General features: G+C 70.7%; 18 protein-coding genes and 1 tRNA gene. 5 read left to right on the forward strand and 14 right to left on the reverse strand.

Annotated features, from left to right (window positions below):
* Positions 1 to 111 precede the first annotated feature (111 nt).
* Together AB0L59_RS36490 and AB0L59_RS36495 are read right to left on the reverse strand one after the other, a co-directional pair.
* A tRNA-Met gene (locus AB0L59_RS36490) sits at positions 112 to 185 on the reverse strand.
* Positions 186 to 227: 42 nt separating this feature from the next.
* A complete protein-coding gene (locus AB0L59_RS36495) occupies positions 228 to 3,134 on the reverse strand; it encodes a UPF0182 family protein (RefSeq protein WP_365591200.1) in 2,907 nt (968 codons plus the stop codon).
* 164 nt (positions 3,135 to 3,298) lie between these two features.
* Here AB0L59_RS36495 and AB0L59_RS36500 point away from each other — a divergent pair, with 164 nt between their 5' ends.
* A complete protein-coding gene (locus tag AB0L59_RS36500; RefSeq protein ID WP_365591071.1) occupies positions 3,299 to 3,841 on the forward strand; it encodes a PPA1309 family protein in 543 nt (180 codons plus the stop codon).
* A 74-nt stretch (positions 3,842 to 3,915) separates the two neighbouring features.
* On the opposite strand, the gene AB0L59_RS36505 is transcribed toward AB0L59_RS36500, so the two are convergent.
* The 4 genes from AB0L59_RS36505 to AB0L59_RS36520 all read right to left on the reverse strand — a co-directional run bounded on the left by AB0L59_RS36505 (position 3,916) and on the right by AB0L59_RS36520 (position 7,048).
* Positions 3,916 to 5,013: a PDZ domain-containing protein gene (locus AB0L59_RS36505; RefSeq protein WP_365591072.1), complete on the reverse strand. Its 1,098-nt coding sequence runs from the start codon at positions 5,011 to 5,013 to the stop codon at positions 3,916 to 3,918.
* 50 nt (positions 5,014 to 5,063) lie between these two features.
* On the reverse strand, positions 5,064 to 5,237 hold the full coding sequence (locus tag AB0L59_RS36510) for a hypothetical protein (protein WP_365591074.1): 174 nt from the start codon (positions 5,235 to 5,237) through the stop codon (positions 5,064 to 5,066).
* 128 nt (positions 5,238 to 5,365) lie between these two features.
* Positions 5,366 to 5,827 (reverse strand): molybdenum cofactor biosynthesis protein MoaE, encoded by a 462-nt coding sequence (locus AB0L59_RS36515; protein ID WP_365591075.1) that lies wholly within the window; start codon positions 5,825 to 5,827, stop codon positions 5,366 to 5,368.
* 108 nt (positions 5,828 to 5,935) lie between these two features.
* Positions 5,936 to 7,048 (reverse strand): SDR family oxidoreductase, encoded by a 1,113-nt coding sequence (locus AB0L59_RS36520; RefSeq protein WP_365591076.1) that lies wholly within the window; start codon positions 7,046 to 7,048, stop codon positions 5,936 to 5,938.
* Between the two features lie 191 nt (positions 7,049 to 7,239).
* On the opposite strand from AB0L59_RS36520, the gene AB0L59_RS36525 reads away from it, so the two are divergent.
* A complete protein-coding gene (locus AB0L59_RS36525; protein WP_365591078.1) occupies positions 7,240 to 8,685 on the forward strand; it encodes a zinc-dependent metalloprotease in 1,446 nt (481 codons plus the stop codon).
* Positions 8,682 to 9,203, forward strand: coding sequence for an NUDIX hydrolase (locus AB0L59_RS36530; RefSeq protein WP_365591079.1), 522 nt, complete (start codon positions 8,682 to 8,684; stop codon positions 9,201 to 9,203). The genes AB0L59_RS36525 and AB0L59_RS36530 overlap by 4 nt, the downstream gene beginning before the upstream one ends.
* 69 nt (positions 9,204 to 9,272) lie before the next feature.
* Here the strand turns inward: AB0L59_RS36530 and AB0L59_RS36535 are convergent, their stop codons facing one another.
* The 4 genes from AB0L59_RS36535 to AB0L59_RS36550 all read right to left on the reverse strand — a co-directional run bounded on the left by AB0L59_RS36535 (position 9,273) and on the right by AB0L59_RS36550 (position 13,185).
* Positions 9,273 to 10,028, reverse strand: a complete 756-nt coding sequence (locus AB0L59_RS36535; RefSeq protein WP_365591081.1) for an AIM24 family protein — start codon at positions 10,026 to 10,028, stop codon at positions 9,273 to 9,275.
* A gap of 17 nt (positions 10,029 to 10,045) precedes the next feature.
* Positions 10,046 to 10,726 (reverse strand): AIM24 family protein, encoded by a 681-nt coding sequence (locus AB0L59_RS36540; RefSeq protein WP_365591083.1) that lies wholly within the window; start codon positions 10,724 to 10,726, stop codon positions 10,046 to 10,048.
* Positions 10,727 to 10,737: 11 nt separating this feature from the next.
* A complete protein-coding gene (locus AB0L59_RS36545) occupies positions 10,738 to 12,459 on the reverse strand; it encodes a TerD family protein (RefSeq protein WP_365591084.1) in 1,722 nt (573 codons plus the stop codon).
* A 129-nt stretch (positions 12,460 to 12,588) separates the two neighbouring features.
* The gene (locus AB0L59_RS36550; protein WP_365591086.1) at positions 12,589 to 13,185 is read right to left on the reverse strand and encodes a M48 family metallopeptidase; all 597 of its coding nucleotides are present in this window, start codon (positions 13,183 to 13,185) and stop codon (positions 12,589 to 12,591) included.
* Between the two features lie 354 nt (positions 13,186 to 13,539).
* On the opposite strand from AB0L59_RS36550, the gene AB0L59_RS36555 reads away from it, so the two are divergent.
* Together AB0L59_RS36555 and AB0L59_RS36560 are read left to right on the forward strand one after the other, a co-directional pair.
* The gene (locus AB0L59_RS36555) at positions 13,540 to 14,757 is read left to right on the forward strand and encodes a TOMM precursor leader peptide-binding protein (RefSeq protein WP_365591087.1); all 1,218 of its coding nucleotides are present in this window, start codon (positions 13,540 to 13,542) and stop codon (positions 14,755 to 14,757) included.
* Positions 14,750 to 16,129, forward strand: coding sequence for an AarF/ABC1/UbiB kinase family protein (locus AB0L59_RS36560; RefSeq protein ID WP_365591088.1), 1,380 nt, complete (start codon positions 14,750 to 14,752; stop codon positions 16,127 to 16,129). The genes AB0L59_RS36555 and AB0L59_RS36560 overlap by 8 nt, the downstream gene beginning before the upstream one ends.
* A gap of 36 nt (positions 16,130 to 16,165) precedes the next feature.
* Here the strand turns inward: AB0L59_RS36560 and AB0L59_RS36565 are convergent, their stop codons facing one another.
* The 4 genes from AB0L59_RS36565 to AB0L59_RS36580 form a co-directional block, all read right to left on the reverse strand.
* Positions 16,166 to 16,378: a hypothetical protein gene (locus AB0L59_RS36565; RefSeq protein WP_365591089.1), complete on the reverse strand. Its 213-nt coding sequence runs from the start codon at positions 16,376 to 16,378 to the stop codon at positions 16,166 to 16,168.
* A gap of 139 nt (positions 16,379 to 16,517) precedes the next feature.
* A complete protein-coding gene (locus AB0L59_RS36570) occupies positions 16,518 to 16,841 on the reverse strand; it encodes a hypothetical protein (RefSeq protein ID WP_365591090.1) in 324 nt (107 codons plus the stop codon).
* A complete protein-coding gene (locus tag AB0L59_RS36575; protein ID WP_053664703.1) occupies positions 16,838 to 17,206 on the reverse strand; it encodes a WhiB family transcriptional regulator in 369 nt (122 codons plus the stop codon). Before AB0L59_RS36575 ends, AB0L59_RS36570 begins: the two co-directional genes overlap by 4 nt.
* Before the next feature lie 169 nt (positions 17,207 to 17,375).
* Positions 17,376 to 17,696 carry a hypothetical protein gene (locus AB0L59_RS36580; RefSeq protein WP_365591092.1) on the reverse strand — a complete coding sequence of 107 codons (321 nt, stop codon included), beginning with the start codon at positions 17,694 to 17,696 and terminating at the stop codon, positions 17,376 to 17,378.
* Positions 17,697 to 17,841 lie beyond the last annotated feature (145 nt).

Below are 17,841 nucleotides of genomic sequence, written 5' to 3' on the forward strand. Positions count from 1 at the left end.
TAGGCGGCTTGTCACGTCGATTGTGAAAGCCCGAGGCTTAACCTCGGGTCTGCAGTCGATACGGGCTAGCTAGAGTGTGGTAGGGGAGATCGGAAGGGCCTTCGACTGCAGTAGCGGGGACAGGATTTGAACCTGCGACCTCTGGGTTATGAGCCCAGCGAGCTACCGAGCTGCTCCACCCCGCGCCGTTTGCCTGGTAACAGTACCACGGCGCGGGGCGCTCTTGATCAATTCTTGCTTCCGGTCCCGTTCTTGCCGGCCTTGGCCTGCGCGTCCTCGGCCCGCTTCAGCGCGGCCTTCAGATCCTTCTGGGCCTTGTCGTACGCGGTCCAGTCCGGGCCGTTCGGCGACTGCAGGGCCTTCTGTCCGGCGTCGAACGCCTTCTGGGCGTCGCCCAGGGCCTGTTGGACGGTCGGGTTGCCGGACGGCGGCGGGCTCGTGGTGCCGGTAGCCGGCGGTGTGCTGGTCGAACCCGCAACGCCGAACACCTTGTTGAGCGCCTCGTCGAGGGTGTCCTCGAAGGCCGGCTTGCCGTTGTAGGTGACCAGCACCTTGCCCAGCAACGGGTACTTCAGCTTGTTACCGCCGAGGACGTAGACCGGCTCCACATACAGCAGTCCGCCGTCCAGCGGCACGGTCAGCAGATTGCCGTACTCGACCTTGGAATGTCCGCGGGTCAGCAGGCTGATCGTCTCCGCGATGTCCGGCCGGGAGTTGAACTGGCTCTGCACCTGTCTCGGGCCGTCGGCCGTCGTGCTGGTCGGCAGCTTCAGGAGTCTGATCTTGCCGTAGTCGCTGGTTCCCGGGTCGGAGTCGACCGCCATGAACGCGGCGAGGTTGTCCCGTCCGTTCGGCGTGAACGTCGTCGTCAGCGAGAACGCCCGCTCGCTCTGGTCCGGCATCTTCATGCTCAGGTAGTACGGCGGCACCGCGCTGCCCGAGTCGTTGGTCGGGTCGTCGGGCACCTGCCAGACCTCGCTGCCGGTGAGGAACGTCTGCGCGTCCGTCACGTGGTAGCGGGTGAGCAGCTCGCGCTGGACCTTGAACAGGTCCTGCGGATAGCGCAGATGGGCCAGCAGGTCCCTGGAGATGGCGCTCTTCGGCCGCACCGTGCCCGGGAACGCCTTCATCCAGGTCTTCAGCACCGGGTCCTGGGTGTCCCACTGGTACAGCCTGACCTCGCCGGTGTAGGCGTCGACGGTCGCCTTCACCGAGTTGCGGATGTAGTTGACCTGGTTCTGCTGGGCCACCACCGCGCGGGTGTTGTTGGCGGCGGTCAGCGAGTCGGCCGTCGTATCGCCGAGGGTCGTGCGGGAGGAGTACGGGTAGCCGTTCGACGTCGTGTACGCGTCGACGATCCATTGGATGTGGCCGTCCACGACCGCCGGGTAGGTGTCCCCGTCGATGGTCAGCCAGGGGGCGACCGCCTCCACGCGCTCCTTGGGCGTGCGGTTGTACAGAATCCGCGAGCCCTTGCCGATCGCGCCGGAGTAGAGGATCTGCGGCTCGTTGAACGCCACCGCGTACGCGGCCCGGTTGATCGGGTTGTCGAGGTTGACGCCGCTCTTGCCGGTGTAGCTGGTGGTCTTCTCGTCGCCGTTGTCCGCCGAGTAGTCGACCTCCTTCTGCGGTCCGCCGACGATCGAGTAGGTGGTGGTCTTCTCGCCGTAGTAGACGCGCTGCTGGTACGTGCCGAGGTCGCCCTTGGACGGCAGGCCGGACTCGTTGAAGACCGGCTGGCCCCGGTCGTCGGCCTCGGTGCCCTTGGCGGCGACCACGCCGTAACCGTGCGTGTAGCGGAAGTGGTCGTTGATCCAGTTGTTGCTCGGGACGCCGTCCAGGTTCAGCTCGCGCAGCCCGATGACCGTGTCCTGCTCCTTGGTGTCCGCGCCGTCCTTCGCGGGGTACCGGTCGACGTCCAGGTTGGTCGGGAAGGCGTAGTACTTCTTCATCTGCTGCGCCTGCTGGAACGTCGGCGACACGATGTTCGGGTCCATGATGCGGATGCTCGCCGCGTCGTCCGCGTCGTTGCGCAGCTTGGCCTTGTCCGAGGTCGTGGGCTTGCCGTCGTACTCGGTGACCTTGGTGGCGTCGATGCCGTACGCCTCACGGGTCGCCGTGAGGTTCTTCTGGACGTACGGCGCCTCCTTGGCCTGCTCGTTGGGCTGGACCTGGAACTTCTGCACGATCGCGGGGTACAGGCCGCCGATGAGGATCGCCGACAGGACCATCAGGCCGAAGCCGATGACCGGCAGCTGCCAGGTGCGCCGCCACAGCGTGGCGAAGAACAGCAGTGCGCAGATGACGGCGATGCAGAACAGGATCGTCTTCGCCGGCAGATAGGCGTTGGCGTCCGTGTACCGCAGGCCGGTCCAGTTGCCGGTCGCCTTGAAGTCGCTGGACTTGACGGCCAGTCCGTACCGGTCGAGCCAGTAGGCGACCGCCTTCAGCGCGACGAAGATGCCGAGCAGCACCGACAGGTGCCCGGTCGCGGCGCCGGTGGCCCGCGCGCCGGGGCTGGTGACGCGCAGCCCGCCGTACAGGTAGTGCGTGAGCGCGGCGGCGATCAGGCAGAGGATGGCGGCGGCGAAGCCGAAGCCCAGCAGGAAGCGGTACCAGGGCAGATCGAAGGCGTAGAAGGAGACGTCGAGGTGGAACTGGGGGTCCTTCTGGTGGAAGGGCACGCCGTTGACCCACATGAGCCAGGTCCGCCACTGGCCGGCCGCCGAGGCGCCGGCGATCAGCCCGACGAGCGCGGTGACCGCGAGCAGCAGCCACTTCTTGTACGGCGCGATGCCCATCCGGTAGCGGTCGAGGCTCTGCTGCTCCATGGACATGGCGCTCAGCGGGGGCCGCAGGCGGTGCGCCAGCCAGATGTTGACCCCGACCGCGACCGCCATCAGCACACCGAAGACGAAGAAGAGACCGATCTTGGTCCACAGCGTCGTCGTGAACACGGAGGAGTAGTGCACCGACCGGTACCAGAGCCAGTCCGTCCAGAAGCCCGCGAACATGGTGAACGCCATGCCGAGCACGGCCAGGACGCCCAGTGTCATCAGCAGGGTCCGGACACCCCGGGTCGGGCGGCCCGCTCTGATCCGTGGCCCCGTCGGGCCTCCGCCGCGGTCCGGCATCTGGAAAGCCAAGGTGCGCACCTCGAAGTTCGCTGTCGATCCGTCAGGCCCTCGTGTTCGCGGACCCTCCGTGGCCCCCCGTGATCGCGGACCCACACCTATGCAACTTACTCACGGTTTGCTCGGTTCCCGATTCGGGTGGGTAACGAGGCAGGATTGTGACCATGTCCAACACTCCCATGGCAGCGAGCCCGCTCACCCGGGCCGTACTCGAGATCGACGAGTACGTCTCCGGCCTCGGCTGGGACCAGCCCGCTCGCCTCTTCGCCCTTGTCGACACCGCACGGCTGCGGTCTCAGGAACCCGCGCTCGCGGCCCAGCTGGGCCTTGAGGACGGGTCCGAGTCCGCCGGTCTCACGCCTATCGAGCAGGACGAGATCCCGACCGGCAAGCCGCTGGACGAGTTCCTCGGCACCATCGCCTGGCCCGACGCGGTGGCCGGCTGCGCGCTCTCGGTGGAGCGCCTGATGCTGCCGCCGTCCGCCGAGGCGCAGGTCCCGCAGAACCTCGGCGAGGCGAAGCTGGCCAAGTGGGTCGCCGAGCACCCCGAGCGTCAGGAGGTGCGCATGACGGTCGCGGTGCTGCGCGACGGCGGCCGCGAGTCGGCGCTGCGGCTGCGTGAGAAGGACTCTCCGACGGAGGTCCTGACCGGCCCGGACCTGGTCCCCGGTCTTGCGCAGGCCCTTGCCGCGACGTTCGAGGACTGACGTACCGACGGAGCGGCGGTGGGGCGCCCCTTGTGCTCATCGGGCGCCCCAGGCGTGTCACGCGCGCGTGCCGCTCAGCCCTTGGTGGTGCACTTGGGCAGTGCCGCGGTGTTCCCGGTGCGGATGTCCTTCAGCGCGCCGAGCGCGTCCCCGATCGTCCTGACCTTCACCAGCCTGAGCCCGCTCGGGGTGTCCTTGGCGGCGGCCGCGCAGTTGTCGGCCGGCGTCAGGAAGTACTGGGCTCCCTTCTCCCGCGCTCCGACGGTCTTCATCTCGACGCCGCCGATCGGCCCGACCGTGCCGTTGTCGTCGATGGTGCCCGTGCCGGCGACGAACTTGCCGCCGGTCAGGCTGCCCGGGGTCAGCTTGTCGTAGATGCCGAGCGAGAACATCAGACCCGCGCTGGGCCCGCCGACGTCGGCGAGCTTGATGTCGATGCTGAACGGGAAGGTGTGGTCGGTCCCGGCGGAGATCCCGACGATGGCCCTCTTGGCGCCGCTGTCGTCGGAGGTGGCCGTGGTGAGGGTGACGTCCTGGGTCTTCGTCGCCGTCCCGTGGGCCTTCTCGGCGGCGGCCTGCTCCTTGGCGGGGACGACGGTGAAGACGACCTTCTGACCGGGCTTGTGCCTGGTGACGAACTTGGCGACGTCGGAGGGCTGCTTCACGGCCGTGCCGTCGACGGCCTTGATCACGTCACCGGCGTGCAGCCTGCCCTGGGCGGGCGAGCCCTTGACCACGGTGGAGACGATCACCCAGGACCTGACCGGGATGCCCAGCTCCTTCAGGGCGGCGACCTTGGCGCTCTCCTGGGACTGGCTGAACTCCTCGGCGTTCTGCTGCGTGGACTGCTCCTCGGTCGTGCCTTCCGGGTAGAGCGTGTCGTGCGGGACGACCTTGGTGTCGTGGTCCAGCCAGCCGTAGACGGCCTCCACCAGGTTCATGCGGAAGTCCGCGCTGGTCACCCGGACGGTCGTCATGTTCAGGTTGCCGTCGGTCGGATACGTCTTGTGCCCGGAGATCTGCAGCACCGGCTCGCCGTCGTGGTCGCCCAGTGTGTTCACGGTCGGGCCGGGAGACATCTCCGAGTACGGCACGGGGATGAGCACTCCCGCGCACAGGAGCGCGATCAGCATCAGGGTCGAGGCGAGCATCGTCGCGGTGCGGCGTGGCATGCCACGACAGTACGGGACGCCTCTGTCAGCGCACCGTCAGGGCACCCCCGTCACGCGCCGCCGGCACCCGTGTGGGACTTCTCCATGGCCTCGCGGAACCGGGCATACCCGTCCAGCTCGGGGCCGTCGCCCCGCGCCTTACGAGTCCGGTTGGCCCAACTGCCCCAGAGCCCTCCGCCGATCGCGGCCAAGAGCGGAATCAGCAGCCAGACAAGCGCCCCCATGCCGACCTCCCAACGCCATGAGCGTCCGCAACTGACTGATGAGCAGATTAACCATCCGCACCGACAACGCTCACGCGAGGGGGCCGGTTACGCAACTTGAGCGGCGGAAGTACTCCAAGTGACGGAACTCAGCAGGCCCCCACCCATTCTTCCGTACCATCGGAGAACTTCTGGTGTTTCCAGATCGGCACCTCGTGCTTGAGGTCGTCGATCAGCTTGCGGCAGGCGTCGAAGGCCTCGGCCCGATGAGGGCACGCCACAGCGACGACCACGGCGAGGTCCCCGACCCCGAGGTCCCCCACCCGGTGCACGGCGGCCAGCGCCCGCACCGGATACCCGGCCACCACCTTCTCGGCGATCCGCCGCATCTCGGCCTCGGCGCTGGGGTGGCAGGAGTAGCCCAGCGCGTCCACGTCGGCGCCTCCGTCGTGGTTGCGCACGGTCCCCACGAACAGCGCGATTCCTCCGGCCGCGGCGTCCCCGACGGCCTGGAACACCTCGTCCACGGAGAGCGGGGTCTCCCGGACACCGATCAGTTTGATGGGGTCCTGCGCCGCCTGCTCACCGGGGTGCTCGTTCGCGTGTGCCATGCCCCCATCGTGCCGCACGCCCGTGACAGCGGGGAATACGAGATTCACCAGGCACGCGCGCGTGCGCCTTTGGAGTGTCCTACGACGTGGCTGCGCCCAGCGGCGCCCTCACACGCGCCGCCGGGCCTTGCGGGCCCGCCGTACGACGGCAGCCGCGCCCAGCAGAGCGACCGTCGCTCCGGCGGCGCCCGCGGCCGTCGCGTCCTTGCGCCCCAGCCGCCGCCCGGCCACGGTGTGCCGCCCGGAGACCTCCTCCAGCAGTTCCGCGAGCACCTCCTCGTTGGTCCACCGCGGCCGCCACCCGGCGTCGTGCAACCGGCTCCCGCTGATCACCCACGGGTACATCGTGTAGGCGAGATCGCCGGCCGGGGACGGCGTGAGCCCGATCCGGTGCAGCCGGGCCGCCGCGCCCAGCGCGACCGCCGACGGCAGCTCCATACGCCGGATCCCGCTCAGCTCCTCGACCTCCTCCTGCTCCAGCCACCCGTCGCAGCCGACGGCCAGCTCCCCGTCGACCTTCTCCAGCACGGTGTACTCCAGAGCGCTGCACAGGTCCTCGACGTGGCAGAACTGCCACGCGGGCCGCGACCCGGCGACGACGAGCAGCCGCGGCGACTCGAAGTACCGGGTCAGCGCGGTGTCCGTGCCTCCGACCAGCACGGCGGGCCGTACGACGGTGACGTTCAGCCCCGGATGCGCCCGCGGCGCGCGCCGTGCGAGCCGCTCGATCTCCAGCAGGTCGCCGACCCCGGTGGCCTCGGCGGTCGCACGCAACTCGGCGTCCTCCGAAAGAGGCAGCTCGTTGTCGGGCAGCGCGCCGTACACCATCGCCGAGGTACAGAGCACGACCCGGTGCACCCCGGCCGCCGCAGCGGCCGTGAGGACGGTCTGCGTCCCCCGGACGTTGTAAGCGGTGCGAGCCGCCGGATCGGTCTCCAGATCGAGGTCCAGCGCGAGATGGACGACCACGTCGGCACCCCGCAGCTTGTCCGCGATGGCGGGGTCGCGCACGTCGAGGATGTGCCACTGCGCCCCGGCGCACTCCCCGCGCCGCTCGTCGATGGCGACGACCTGCTTGATCTCCTCGGAGGCGGCGAGCCGCTCGGTGAGCAGGGCGCCGACCCCGGTGGCGGCGCCGGTGACCGCTACGACGGGGCCGCGCACGGCGGGAGAGGTTGCGGGGTTTCGCGCTGCGCGAACCTGCGGATCTGGGGAACTCACCGGGCGTCTCCAGCGGTTGTCTTCAATACGAGCGCGAGTGACGCGTACGTACCAGGTGCATCCATCCTGCCGCAGCCCTTCCGTGGGCGAAGCACCGAGGCCCGATCGGTTCCGGGTGTCTACGCTGGGTGGTGTTGTCGGGCAGCCGCGCCGCCGGAGAGAACCGGCGGCCTTACCAGCCGAGGAATCCCGTGAGTGACACCCCATTCGGTTTCGGCCTTCCGCCGGAGGAGCCGGAGGACGGCGACGAGGGCAAGAAGAAGGACCAGCAGAGCGGTGGTGGGCAGGGACCGGCCAACCCGTTCGGCTTCGGCGGCCTGCCCGGAGCCGGGGGCTTTGACGGCCCCGGCGCCGACAATCCGCTCGCAGCCATGTTCGGGTCCCTGAACCCCACCGATCTGGGCGCCGCGTTCCAGCAGCTGGGCCAGATGCTCTCCTACGAGGGCGGTCCGGTGAACTGGGACATGGCCAAGCAGATCGCCCGCCAGACGGTCGCCCAGGGCACCCCGGACGGCACGAAGGACGCCAGCGTGGGCCCGGCCGAGCGCAAGGCGGTCGAGGAGGCCGTCCGGCTGGCCGACCTGTGGCTGGACGACGTGACGTCCCTGCCGTCGGGTTCGGCCTCGGCGGTGGCCTGGTCCCGCGCGGAGTGGGTCGAGGCGACCCTGCCCGCCTGGCAGGAGCTGGTCGACCCGGTCGCCGAGCGGGTCGGCGCGGCCATGGGCGACGTCCTGCCGGAGGAGATGCAGGCCATGGCGGGCCCGCTGATCGGCATGATGCGCTCCATGGGCGGCGCGATGTTCGGCACGCAGATCGGGCAGGCCGTGGGCGTGCTCGCGGGCGAGGTCGTCGGCTCGACGGACATCGGCCTGCCGCTCGGCCCGGCCGGCAAGGCCGCGCTGCTCCCGGCCAACGTGGAGGCGTTCGGCAAGGACCTCGGCGTGTCGCAGGAGGAGGTGCGGCTGTATCTGGCCCTGCGCGAGGCGGCCCACCAGCGCCTGTTCGCGCATGTGCCGTGGCTGCGCTCGCACCTTTTCGGCGCGGTCGACGGGTACGCGCGCGGCATCAAGGTCGACACGGCCAAGCTGGAGGACGTGGTCGGCCAGTTCGACCCGCAGAACCCCGAGCAGCTGCAGGACGCGCTCCAGCAGGGCATGTTCCAGCCAGAGGACACGCCCGAGCAGAAGGCCGCCCTGGCCCGGCTGGAGACCGCTCTGGCGCTCGTCGAGGGCTGGGTGGACGCGGTGGTCCACGCGGCCGCGAAGCCGCGCCTGGCGTCCGCCGACGCCCTGCGGGAGACTCTGCGCCGCCGCCGCGCCACCGGTGGCCCCGCCGAGCAGACCTTCGCCACGCTGATCGGCCTGGAGCTGCGCCCGCGCCGGCTGCGCGACGCCTCCCGCCTGTGGGCCTCGCTCACGGACGCGCGCGGGGTCGACGGCCGGGACGGCCTGTGGGCCCACCCGGACATGCTGCCGACCGCGACCGACCTGGACGACCCGGACGGCTTCGTGCACCGCGAGCAGCTGGACTTCTCCGAGCTGGACAAGATGCTGGGCGAGGCGGCACACGGCGGCTCCCAGGGCAAGCCCGACCTGCACAAGAAGGGCGACGACACCGAGGGCGACGACACCGAGTGAGCCTGTACGACGACGCGGTCCTCGTGCTGAAGGAGTACGAGGGCCAGGACGAGCTGCGCCAGGCCTACCTGGACCATCTGGCCGCCCATGCGGACGGCATGTGGAAGGCCTGCCGGGCGGGCCATGTCACGGCGAGTGCCCTGGTGGTCGATCCTGAGCGCGGCCGGGTGCTGCTCACCCTGCACAAGAAGCTGCGGATGTGGCTGCAGATGGGCGGCCACTGCGAGCCGGGCGACGCCTCGCTCGCGGCGGCGGCCCTGCGCGAGGCCACCGAGGAGTCCGGCGTCCCCGGGCTGGCCCTGCTGCCCGGCGGCCCGGTGCGCCTGGACCGGCATCCCATCCCGGCGCCGTGCCACTGGCACTACGACGTCCAGTACGCGGCCCTGGCCCCGGCCGGCGCCGAGCAGGTGATCAGCGACGAGTCACTGGACCTGCGCTGGTTCGCCTACGACGAGGTGGCGGACGTGGCCGACGAGTCGGTCGTACGCCTGCTGGAGGCGACCCGCGGGCGTCTGTGAACCCGAGGCACGAGTAAGGGGCGCTCGCCAAGGAGGAGCGCCCCTTACGTCTGCTTACCGGACGCTCGACTAGCTCCAAACGTTCCCCTGGTTCTGCCCGCGCGCCCCGTGCTGGCCCATGCCGAACTGGGCGGCGAGGCCCTGCCCGATCACCGCGTTCTGCGGCGGCAGCAGCTCGCTCGGCTGGACCAGCGCGAATCCGGAACCCATGAAGCTCAGCTCCCAGCCCTCACCGGTGTTGCCGCGCCGGCGCCACACCCCGGAGGAGTGCGTCTGGGCCTGCATCTGCACGCGCAGCCCCGTGGACCATGCGACGATCGCGTCCGCGTCGCAGTTGACGTACCTGTCGGGTGTGACCTGCATCAGCAGCGGCGCCCCCGAGGTCATCAGGGCGACCCGGCCGCGCCCGGTGATGTTGAGCTGGTACTTCCCGGAACCGGAGATGCCGTAGAGGCTGTCGACGGCGATGACCTCGTAGTGCAGCGAGGAGTCCATGGCGAGGACGTAGGAGCTGTCGACGGTCAGCCCGTCCTGCTCGACGTCCATGATGTGCACGTGCTGGGCGAGGTTGGCGAGGTACACCGTGCCCTGCCCGTGACAGCGCATCAGGTCCAGGCCCTCGCCGGTGTACGCACGCGCGCGTGCCTGGTTGTTGCTGCGGTACTCGGCGTCGAACTCGACCAGCCCCTGGTAGGCGACCATGGTGCCCTTGCGGGCGAGGATGTCGTCGTGGCCCTCCAGGGTGACGCGGAGCAGCTGCGAGTTCTGCAGGCTCCAGCGCTCCTGGGTCTGGAGGTCGTTGTGCGCGAAAAGCGGGCTCTGCATGGTTTTCTGGCTCCCCCTCAGCCCCGGACCCGGATGCGGTCGGTGCTGTCCTCGCTGGGCTGGACGACGACGATGCCCTGACCGGAGAAGGCCATCTGGTAGGCCTCGCCGCTGCCCCGGCCGATCAGCGACTGCGCCTTGAAGCTGCGCTTGCCCTTCACCTTCAGGTTCGGCGACCAGGCGACGAGCGCGTCCGGGTCGACGTACGTCTCGTCCTCGCCTCCGCCGCAGTCGACCACGATCGGCTCGCCCCGGGAGGTCAGCGCGACCCAGCCCTGCCCGGAGATCCGCGTGTTCCACAGGCCCTGCCCGGCGAACTTGGCGAGCCCCTTGACCCGTTCCACGCCCCAGCTGAGGTGGGCGTCGAAGGCGAGCAGGTTGGTGGCGTTGACGGAGATGCCGTCCCCGTTGAGGTTGATGACGACGACGTTGGCGCCGTAGTCGGCCAGGTAGAGCAGCCCGTCGCCGGAGCACTTCATCAGCGGCGCGCCCTCGCCGGTGATCCAGTCGCGGGCGATCTGGCGGACGGCGGGCGGGTTGGGCTCGTACGTGACGAACCCTTCGTAGGCGACCATCGACCCCACGCGCGCGAGGAGGTCGTTCCCGGTCTGCATGGCGACCTTCAGCATGTGCTGGCCGTGGTTCTCCATGCGGGCGGTGACGGGTGCGGGAGCGAAGCCCGCGAGCGGCTGGTTCATGACGGGCTCCCTCAGACCTCGTACGGCTGAACGACGATGAAGTTGCCGGGTGCGCCCCGGAACTGGAGATTGACGCTCTCGCCGGTGTCGCCCGGGTAGGCGTTGCGGCGCATGCGGACCTGGCTGGAGACGATCACCTGGGAGGCGGCGGACCAGGCGACGACGGCGTTGCAGTCGGCGAAGGTGGTCGGCGTGACCGGCAGGACCACGGGCGTGCCGTGCGTCTTGACCACGATCGTGCCGGTGCCCTGGAACTGCATGGTGAACAGCGCGCCGCCCGGAATGCCGTGGCCCTCGATGCGGCGGACCTCGTACTGCAGGCTCTCGTCGAAGGCGAGGACGTTCTCCGCGGACACGCAGATCGCGTCGCCCTGCAGCTCCACGGGGTGCACGTGGGTGGAGTTCTCGGCGAGGAACACCTGGCCGTTGCCGGTGCAGCGCATCAGCTGCATCTCCTGGCCGGTGGCGTTGCCGACGATCCGCCCGGCGAACCCTGCGCCCTTGTAGCTGAAGTCGACCTTGCCCTGGTAGAGCACCATGCTGCCCTGCTTGGCCAGCACCGGCTGCCCGCCGATGCCGAGGTCGACGCGGATGAGCTTCTTGTTCTGCTGGGTCCAGCGCTGCCCGGTCGGCGTCTCCTTGTACATCTGCAGCGCGGCCGTCACACCGGCACCGCCCTGCGGGGCGCCCTGCGGCGCTCCGTAGCCGCCGGGCTGCCCGGGGACCTGCCCGTAGCCCGGGGGCATGGGCGCGGCGGGCTGGCCGCCGTACGAGGGCGGCTGCGGGCCGTAGCCCGGGGGCATCGGCGCGGTGGGCTGACCACCGAAGGACGGCTGCTGGGGCGGCTGGCCGTAGGGCTGCTGCGGCCGGCCGTACGGCGCGGGGGCCGGGGCCGGCGGCGGGACGGTGCCGCCGGCGGGCGGGGTCAGGGGGGCGATGACCGTCGGCGCACCGTGCACGTCGGGCGCGGGCGCCGGCGCCGGGGGCGGGGTGTGGCCGGGCGGCGGCGTGAGGCCCTGTGGCGGCGTGCCACCGGCGGGCGGCGCGAAGCTCTGGGCGGCGGGCTGCGGCGCGGGGGCCGGAGCAGGTGCCGGGGCGGGCGCGGGCGGGGCGGCGAACGCGGGCGGGGTCGCGGCCTGCGGGGGCGGGGCGAAGGCGGGAGCGGCGCCGGTCTGCGGTGGCTGCGGGGCGGCGGGCGCCTCCTCCTCCAGCACCTCGCCGCCGAAGTTCTTCAGCAGCGCCTCCAGACCGCCGTCGAAGCCCTGTCCCACCGCGGCGAACCGCCAGCCGTCCTTGAAGTAGAAGTCACCGAGCATCACGGCCCGTTCGGTGGAGAACTCCGCGCCGTTGAAGGAGTACCGCGCGACCTCCTCGCCGCCCGCCACGATACGCAGATAGCCGGGGGCGACCTGCGACATCTGGCCGGTGCCGTCGATGGTCGCCGTGAAGGACAGCTTGCGGATGTGCGCCGGGACGCGGTCCAGCGTGACCCGGAACGACTCGGTGTCGCCCGCCTGGGCACCCAGCAGCTGGATGGACTCCTCCGGGGACTTCGGCTGGTTGAAGAAGACGAAGTACCGGTCGTCCGAGAGGCGCTCGTCGGCGTCCAGACCGAAGCAGCTGATGTCGAAGGTCAGTCCGGGGGCGGAGATCTGCACGCCTACGTACAGATCCGTGCCCGCCGTGAGGTCACTGATCCTGGCCTTGTGGCCGCGTTGGAATTCCCTGGCCATGCGTTACGACCGTCCCCCATCCCGAATGTGAGTGCGTCGCGCCAGGCTAACGGCAAAGTCCGAGACCGGACGCTGCCGGTACAGACCCGGTACACAACCGCGCCCGGAGGCGGACGGAGGACGCCCGGCTCACTCGCCGCGCGCCCCGGGCACGTGCGGCAGCCGTTCCGCGGCGACCACGCCTTCGAGGTAGCCGCGAGCCCGCTCGGTGCGCGGGTACGGGTCCAGCAGCCGCCAGAAGTCGGGCCCGTGACCGGGCACGAGCAGATGTGCCAGCTCATGGCAGAGCACGTAGTCGACGACGTATTCCGGCATGCCCTGCAGCCGGTGCGAGAGCCGGATGCTGCCCTCGGCCGGGGTGCACGAACCCCAGCGCGTGTTCTGGTTGGTGACCCAGCGCACGGAGGCGGCCCGCGCCCGGCCGTCGAAGTACTGGGCAGACAGCCGCTCGGCACGCTCGGCCAGTTCGGCGTCGCCGAGCACCCGCTTGCTCTCCTGGGCGGCGAGTTTGTCGAGCATGACGGTGATCCAGCGCTGTTCCTCCGCCTTCGACATCCGGGCGGGGATCAGTACGACGGTGCGATCGCCCTCGCGGTACGCGGAGACCGTCCGGCGGCGCCGGGAACTCCTGCGGACCTCGATCGCGCTCGCCCCCGAGCCGCCGGGCGGCTGGCTCGTCGTGCTGCGCTGTGGCATTCGGGCGCGGTGCAGGGGGTCGGCGGGCACGCCCCGACGTTACCCGCTGGGCATGGCCGAAGTCCCGGCTCCGGAACGGTTCCGTGCCGATCCCCCACCATGCGTTTGATTCCTATGATTCCTACGACTGATCCGCACATCCGGTTTACCCGGCTCCGGGTGTCCGGCTTTGCCGGACTTCGCCCCGCCGGTTCGGTCGTTTTCATCCGATCGGCTCGCCGAGCTTCACTCGATCGGTTCATATGACAAACATCCCCACCCTGTGGACAACTCTCGGCGTCCGGCAGACGGACGCGGCATGCTGGCAGGTGTCGGCGGAGCGTGACCGGCTCCACCGGCACCTAGCCGTCACGAGTTGTTTTCAACGGATACGGGGGGTCAGTCATGCATCCGATGCTCAAGCCCGCGCTGCGGCGCGGCTGGCGTGATCGCGACACCGTGCAGTTCGGGATGACCCCGGCGCACGCGCTGACGCTGGGGCCGGTGGATCCGGCGACGCACGCCCTCCTGGACCTGCTCAACGGCACGCGCGGCCTGCCGCTGCTGCGCGAGGAGGGCCGCCGCATCGACCTCCCGGCCGAACATGTCGACACCCTGCTGGAGCGGCTGACCCACGTCGGCCTGGTCGACGACGCACGCGGCGGCGGACCGGCCGCGGACGCGCTGCGTGGGAAGGGGGACGTCCTGCAGCGGCTGCGCCCCGACCTCGCCGCACTGTCCCTGACCACGGCCGAGCCGGGCGGTGCGCTCGCCCGGCTCGCCGCCCGCCGTGCGCTGCGCGTGCAGGTGCGCGGCGCGGGACGGGTCGGCGCCGTGCTGGCGTCGGTGCTGGCGGGCGCCGGAGTCGGGGAGATCGACGTGCGCGACACGGGGCCCGTGGAGCCGTGGGACGTGGCACCGGGCGGCCTGCCCGCGGAGTCGGTCGGCGAGCGCCGTGACGCGGCGGCGCGGGCCGCCGTCCGCCGGGCGGCACCCGACCGCCCACCGCGCCACGCACACTCCCCCGGCACCGGCGGCAACGGCCCGGGGCTCACCCTGGTGGTCCTCACGCCCCGGGACGACGTCGCCGTGCACACACCCGACCCGGCGGCCGCCGAGCCGCTCATGGCCTCCGGAACGCCACATCTGTACGCCGGGGTCGTCGAGGGCACCGGTGTCGTCGGCCCGCTCGTGCTGCCGGGCGAGTCGGGCTGCGCCCGCTGCCTGCACCTCGGCCGCACGGACCGGGATCCGGCCTGGCCCCGGCTGACCGCCCAGTGGCGGTGCCCCAGGGCCCACCGGGTCGGCGCCTGCGATCTGACGCTGGCCACGGCGGTCGCCGGACTCGCCGCGGCACACGCGCTGGCCTTCCTCGACGGGGGGTCGCCGTCCGCCACGGGCACCCGCTGGGAGGTCTCCCTGCCCGGTCTGGACTGGCAGGCCCGACCGGTCCCGGCGCATCCGGCATGCGGGTGCGGCGCGACGGAGAGAGGTAAGAAGGGGGAGCACTCCTCAACCGGCGGCGCACCGCGCGCGACAATGGCGGTGCAACGGCCGTCGACGGAGCCACGACGCATGACAGGCGCGGCACGGCCGACTGGGACTTGGAGGGCGCATGTCTGATCTTCCCCGCAAGGCGGTCACCCGTACCGCCAAGCTCGCCGCGCTCCCGCTCGGCTTCGCCGGCCGGGCGACCTGGGGGCTGGGCAAGCGGATCGTGGGCGAGTCCGCGGAGATCGTCGGGCGGGAACTCCAACAGCGCACGGCGGAGCAACTGTTCCGGGTACTCGGGGAGCTGAAGGGCGGGGCCATGAAATTCGGGCAGGCCCTGTCCGTCTTCGAGTCCGCGCTGCCCGAGGAGATCGCCGGGCCCTACCGCGCCGCCCTGACCAAGCTCCAGGAGGCGGCGCCGCCGATGCCCACCCGCACGGTGCACACCGTGCTCGAGGACCGGCTGGGTCCGGACTGGCGCGACCTGTTCGAGGAGTTCGAGGACAAGCCGGCCGCCGCGGCCTCGATCGGGCAGGTGCACCGCGCCATGTGGCACGACGGCCGCGAGGTGGCGGTCAAGGTGCAGTACCCGGGCGCCGGCGAGGCGCTCCTTTCCGACCTCGGACAACTGAGCCGCTTCGCTCGTCTCTTGGGGCCGCTGATTCCCGGCATGGACATCAAGCCGCTCATCGCGGAGCTGAAGGACCGCGTCTCCGAGGAGCTGGACTACGGCCTGGAGGCACAGGCCCAGACGGCCCACGCGGAGGAGTTCGCCGACGACCCCGACGTGGTGGTCCCGGCGGTGGTGCACCAGTGCGACCAGGTCCTGGTGACCGAGTGGATCGACGGCATCCCGCTGTCGGAGGTGATCTCGGACGGCACCCAGGAACAGCGCGACCGGGCCGGCCAGCTCCTGGCCCGGTTCCTCTTCTCGGGCCCGGTGCGCACCGGCCTGCTGCACGCCGATCCGCACCCGGGCAACTTCCGGCTGCTGCCGGGCGGCCCGGCCGGAGAGGACGACTGGCGCCTCGGCGTCCTGGACTTCGGCACGGTCGACCGGCTGCCGGGCGGACTGCCATCGCCGATCGGCGTCTCCCTCCGCATGACGCTGGACGGCGATGCCGAGTCGGTGTACGAGATGCTCTGCGCCGAAGGGTTCGTGAAGGAGTCCATAGAGCTGGACCCCGACGCGGTGCTCGACTACCTGCTGCCGATCATCGAACCGGCCCGGGTCGAGGCGTTCACCTTCACCCGCAGCTGGATGCGCAATCAGGCCGCCCGCATCGCCGACCCCCGCTCCCCCGCCTACCAGCTGGGCAAGCGGCTCAACCTGCCGCCGGCCTATCTGCTGATCCACCGGGTGACCCTCAGCACGATCGGCGTCCTGTGCCAGCTGAGTGCCACGGTACGGCTCCGGGATGAACTGGAGGAGTGGCTGCCGGGCTTCGCCGAGGACGTCCTCGACGACGAGCCGAACGAGGAGGAGCCTGCGGCGGAGGGTTGATCTAGGGGGGAGGGGGGAGGGCCCCCGAGAAGGGGCTCACCACCAGGACGAGTCCAGCCTCCCCTCGATCGCCCTCAGATTCTCCCTCGAGCAGGTGTCGCAAAAGTACCGACGGACGCCGTTCTCCATGGAGCAGGTCCAGGTGGCCGGCGGGGGCCCGTCGGCGGGGGTGCCGCAGCGGGCGCACACGAGCGCGCGGCGCTCCGGAGTGGAGCCGCCCTGATCACTTCCTCCGGGAAGACTCGTCACCCGGTGACGATAACTCCGCCGGCGGCGGATCGCCGTGCACAACGCACCGCGGGGGCCGGTCCGTTCGGCCGGACCGGCCCCCGCGCCAAAGACTTCGCCTCCCCGGGCCGGGAGGCCACCGCTTCAGCAGGTGTGATCGTTACTGCATGACCGCCATGGCGAGCGCCCGGCGGGCGCGCAGCGAGGCACGCTCGGCCCGGCGCTGCATCCGCTGGGCGACCACCAGGCGCAGGGCCCGGCGTTCCCGCACGGCGTCATGGAGTCGCTCGTGCATATGCGCACGAGCCAGGGCTTCTTGCATGAGTTGCATCTCTCGGGTCCTGTCCTGGCGCGCTTCGGTGGCGCCGGTGCTGGTGACGTCTGAGGTCGCGGAGCCTGCGGGCTCGCTGGTGGACGGCTTCATCGGGGCCTGCTTCTTGGGGTCGTGCGTGAGGGGGCGATCGATCGTTCCTGCGGTGTTCATGCCGTGACCGGGTTCTTCCGCGGGCGACCACGCGGCCGCTTGCGGGCGACGACGACACCCTGGACGAACAGCTCGCCACCCCAGACGCCCCAGGGCTCACGCCGCTCCTTGGCGCCGGCGAGGCAGGCCTCGATCAGCGGGCAGGTGCGGCAGAGGGACTTGGCGTACTCGACGTCCGCGGGCGACTCGGCGAAGAAGACCTCCGGGTCGTAGGAGCGGCAGGGGACGGGTACGCCGAGGTTCTCGATGGCGTCGTCGAGCGCGGTGAGCGCGGTGAGGGGGATCAAGGTGGAGTCCTCCGTGAGGCCGGGCGGGGGGATCGTTTGCGAAGGCGGTACGGACGGGGCGTGCGCTTCGAGTTGCACGGTTGGTTTTCCTCGTCTGGTCGTTCCGGCCGGTTGACCGGGTGTCGGCTTGGTACCGGGTTCTCTTTTCCCGAGGCCCCCTCGCTCCGTCGTCCCCGTTCGGGGAAAACAGAAGGGCCGCGGATCCCGGATGGGGTTCCGCGGCCCTGAAGGCGCCGGCCTGATCGGATCAGGCTGGATCACTCCAGGGTTTTGGCCCACGGAAGGCCCACATCAGGTGGTGCTGCGTCGTCTGCTTCCGGAATCCGGCACCGGCCGCCGCAAAGGCATAGGCATGCGCCTGTGCCGCTACCGCTTCCAGTGCCTTGGTCGGTCGCTCATTGCTCTCACGGACAGGGAGGCCCGCGAGAGCGAGGGAGGACGCCGGACGGGCGGCACGAATGCCGGACAGACCGGTGCCCTGGTGGGAGGCGCCGAGCATGCACAGGGAGACGGCCGAGCGATCGGTCAGTTTGGCCGTGCTGATGGTGCTGGTGTTGATGCTGATCACTGGACTCGCCTCCTCTCGGCGTCTCATGGGACTGGGGTGAGCCAGTCCGTTCGGATATGCAAGTACATCACGGAGTCGGGGCCTTGGAGAAGGCCGCTGCTTCCGTGCCTAGAACCTATGGGGATTGCCGGGGCATGCGCAAACT

Source organism: Streptomyces sp. NPDC052109, assembly GCF_040680195.1.
Classification (GTDB): Bacteria; Actinomycetota; Actinomycetes; order Streptomycetales; family Streptomycetaceae; genus Streptomyces.